The following is a 2873-nucleotide window of genomic DNA, read 5'->3' as shown; positions in this document are numbered from 1 at the left end:
CGCGAACCTCGACCCGACGATCAAGGGCGACCCGGATGCGAGCGGTCGCCCGACGAGCTTCGGCACCGCGCAGTGGCACGCAGAACGGTTCACGCAGCTCAAGGCGTTCGCCGACAAGATGGGGGTCGACTGGACTGACGTAGGTGCTCAGCAGCAGTTCCTCCGTCATGAATTCTTGCGAGGAAGCTACCGGAAGGTCTGGGATCGGATGCAGGCGGCCCCGACAGGCGAGGGTAAGTTGCGGGCTATGATTGAGGGCTACGAACGCCCTAAGTATCCAGGCAAAGCATATGACTTCCGCCTACCGAACCTGCACGCGCTTCGTCGATCAGGTGCGGGAGCCTCCCCTGGCGAAGCCGCAAACTCCAAGATTGTCGTTCCGCCGCCCGCCGCAGGTGTGCGTGGCGAACCCAATATGACGCCGGATGGCTTCGACCCCAACAACATCGACCCAGCGAATGTGATGAAGTTTGACCCGGCGACCTCACCCGCGGTCGTCAACAACAGCACGTCGAGCAGTCGGGCGGTGCATCAGACCTTCCACAACACAACGACGGTCAACGGTGCAGAAAACCCTCGGCAAGCTGCTCGGATCATGGAGAGCGCGTTTGGCAATATGCACAGCCTGGCGCTGCAGAATGCTCAATCCGCAACTGTGTGAAGGCGTCGCCCTGTTCTCAAAGCGACGCCTAGGAGTCATGAAATGCAAACTCAACTAGTCTGCAGTGATCCAACGGAAATGCGGTTGCGGTCCGCGCTTGATCGTTATGCCGCTGCCACTCCGCCCGAGCCCCTTGAACATGTCTCCGAGAGATTTGTGAGCGAAATACTTGCTTGCCTCTCGCATGATCTCGTCCATACGGTCAGTCTGCCCGCAGCGCGAACAGACGCCCCAGGGCTCGCCATCTCGTTCGACCCCGCTTTCAAGCGGTACTTGGCATTCGCCGCAGAGTACTGGCTTAGTGTCACCGGACATGCGCGCCTCCCTTAGGCCGTAGCACGACGGGAGAGCGCGAGCGCTCGACTCTCAGGGTGCTTGCGCCCCTTGAGAATGTCGTTCACGCGGCCAGGATTGACGTCGAATGCAGCTGCGATCCGGTGCTGGAACTCGCCGCTCCAATGCCGAAGCCAAATAACAATCGCGTCTTCTGAGGTGAGCCGGCGCGCCGGCCGAGAACCATCAACCATGATATAAAGAGACCTTTATGTGGTCCCTTGGAAGGTTGACATGAGGGCGCGCGCGCATAGAGTGCACGGTGTCGAGCGACCTCAGCAGCCTTCCAAGGGTTCTGCTGAACGTGATGGGAGGCCGGGGCTGCAACCCCGGCTTTTCCCATATTAGGGCAAGAATAGCCCCAACCCATGCAGGCTGCCTTTATTTGGCGCTACGGTCAATAGCCTGCCGATCTACAGTACCCTGAATCTTCGAAAATCTGGCCGTACACGGCGTTCAGCGGCGCAAGAGCGGTTCCGTCTCAGCCTTTGTATAAGCGCCGCTTACGGGGCTTCCCAGGCGATCGCAGGGGCTAGTCAAAAATCGAGCGGCTTAACTTGCGAGATGATTCGCGGCGGCTCGTTCTCAGCGCCTTTTCCACGAGGCGAGGAATGGGCGCTTCGATCCTGCTGAGCGATTAGTCCTTGCTGAGGAGCTGATGGTTCGCCTGCACCTTCCTGCGGTAACTGCGCAGGACTTTGCGTGGCGAGCCGCCCGTCGCCAGCGCCACCGCGGCACTGCCGGCAGCAAGGACCTTCTCGGTTACCTTGCGCTGGGCTTCCGTCCGCGCTTTCGGCCCGCCTACCACCAGTTTCGCGATCCGCTCGCCGATGACCATTTGCGCCTGGACGCCGCGCATGGCGAGATCCGTACCCAGCGCTACCAACGAAAACGGCCTGAAGCCCGGCCTGCGAGGTTTCCGCATTGGTCCTACTCCTAGGATCGCCTTGTCCTCAAAGCCGCTTCACAAAGGCGGCGGCTGGGTTCGGAGTGAAGGACCTAGTCATCATCCTCAGGGCTCTGCCTGCGACGCGAACGGACGCGTCGTTCACCCTCAAAGCCATCTGCTGCTCTCGGCGGAACGCCGACAGCCTCACCATCCTCGATGCCTTCGATCACATTGCGTCGTCCGTCCCGTCCTTCGGTGCCGCCAGGTTCAACGACCGCCGGTTCGCCGCCGGGCGCTATGAAGGACTGTGCTGGCGCCAAGGTCGTGCCGCCCAGGAGAATGGCGAAGGAAGCGACGAGAGTAAGTTTCGCCATGGGGCGATCCTCCGTTCGATCACGGCCGATGGGGCATCGCTGATCAGGACAGGATGTAGGGCCGTGATTCAAAGGGTCGAGCAATCGCCAGTTCAGCTAGCCTTTCGCCTTCAGGTGCTCGGTGAGGAGCTTCACAGAACGCTTCCAGCCATATCGCTCTGTGGATCCCGCTGCGCTGCGCTCACTATCGCCCGGGAACACCGGTGGTCTTTCGTGCCTTCAGGAGGATACCCCGCAACGACGACACTCATGGTCGCGCATGATCCGCTCTTCGATCCTCGCCCTCTTGCTCGTTGGGTGTTCGGCGCTGCCCAGCCGCGCTGCTGATGCTCAGGTCGGTCCCGACGCGCTCAAGCCGATGCTGCAATCGGACAGCTTGGTCTTCAACGGATTCACGAAGGCGAAGGATGGCCGGCTGTTCTCGCCATTCCAGCGCCAGACGAAGGACAAGGGCATCGAACTCGGCGAATGGCGCCGAGCCGCACCTCCAGACCGCGCGTGGACGCCGGCTCGACGGTCACAGTCGCCGGGATGGGGCGCTCGGTTTCGATCGCCCGGGTGCGCTTCCCGAGATCGTCGCGCTCGCGCATCAGCGCCATGATGCGCTCGTCGCGTG

4 protein-coding genes are annotated in these 2873 nt (G+C 61.6%); 1 reads left to right on the top strand and 3 read right to left on the bottom strand.

Features of this window, described 5'->3' with window-relative positions:
• Nucleotides 1-661, top strand: a 661-nt coding sequence (locus tag MKL09_RS04040; RefSeq protein WP_244018182.1) for a phage tail tip lysozyme, incomplete at its 5' end; no start/stop codon positions are given.
• A 970-nt stretch (nucleotides 662-1631) separates the two neighbouring features.
• Here the strand turns inward: MKL09_RS04040 and MKL09_RS04035 are convergent.
• From MKL09_RS04035 to MKL09_RS04025, 3 genes are all read right to left on the bottom strand, one after another.
• A complete protein-coding gene (locus MKL09_RS04035; protein WP_244018180.1) occupies nucleotides 1632-1853 on the bottom strand; it encodes a hypothetical protein in 222 nt (73 codons plus the stop codon).
• Between the two features lie 140 nt (nucleotides 1854-1993).
• On the bottom strand, nucleotides 1994-2257 hold the full coding sequence (locus tag MKL09_RS04030; RefSeq protein ID WP_244018178.1) for a hypothetical protein: 264 nt from the start codon (nucleotides 2255-2257) through the stop codon (nucleotides 1994-1996).
• Between the two features lie 392 nt (nucleotides 2258-2649).
• A partial coding sequence (locus tag MKL09_RS04025) for a hypothetical protein (protein WP_244018176.1) occupies nucleotides 2650-2873 on the bottom strand: 224 nt, incomplete at its 5' end.

The sequence above is a fragment of the Methylobacterium sp. J-048 genome, assembly GCF_022829515.1.
Lineage (GTDB): Bacteria > Pseudomonadota > Alphaproteobacteria > Rhizobiales > Beijerinckiaceae > Methylobacterium.
Note: the sequence above shows the minus strand (reverse complement) of the source record. Positions and strands in the feature narration are given on the sequence as shown.

What these genes read in the sequence shown, in the direction of transcription:
- MKL09_RS04035 (WP_244018180.1), bottom strand. Translation starts at nt 1,853, where the DNA reads ATGCGCGGCGTCCAGGCGCAAATGGTCATCGGCGAGCGGATCGCGAAA.
- MKL09_RS04030 (WP_244018178.1), bottom strand. Translation starts at nt 2,257, where the DNA reads ATGGCGAAACTTACTCTCGTCGCTTCCTTCGCCATTCTCCTGGGCGGC.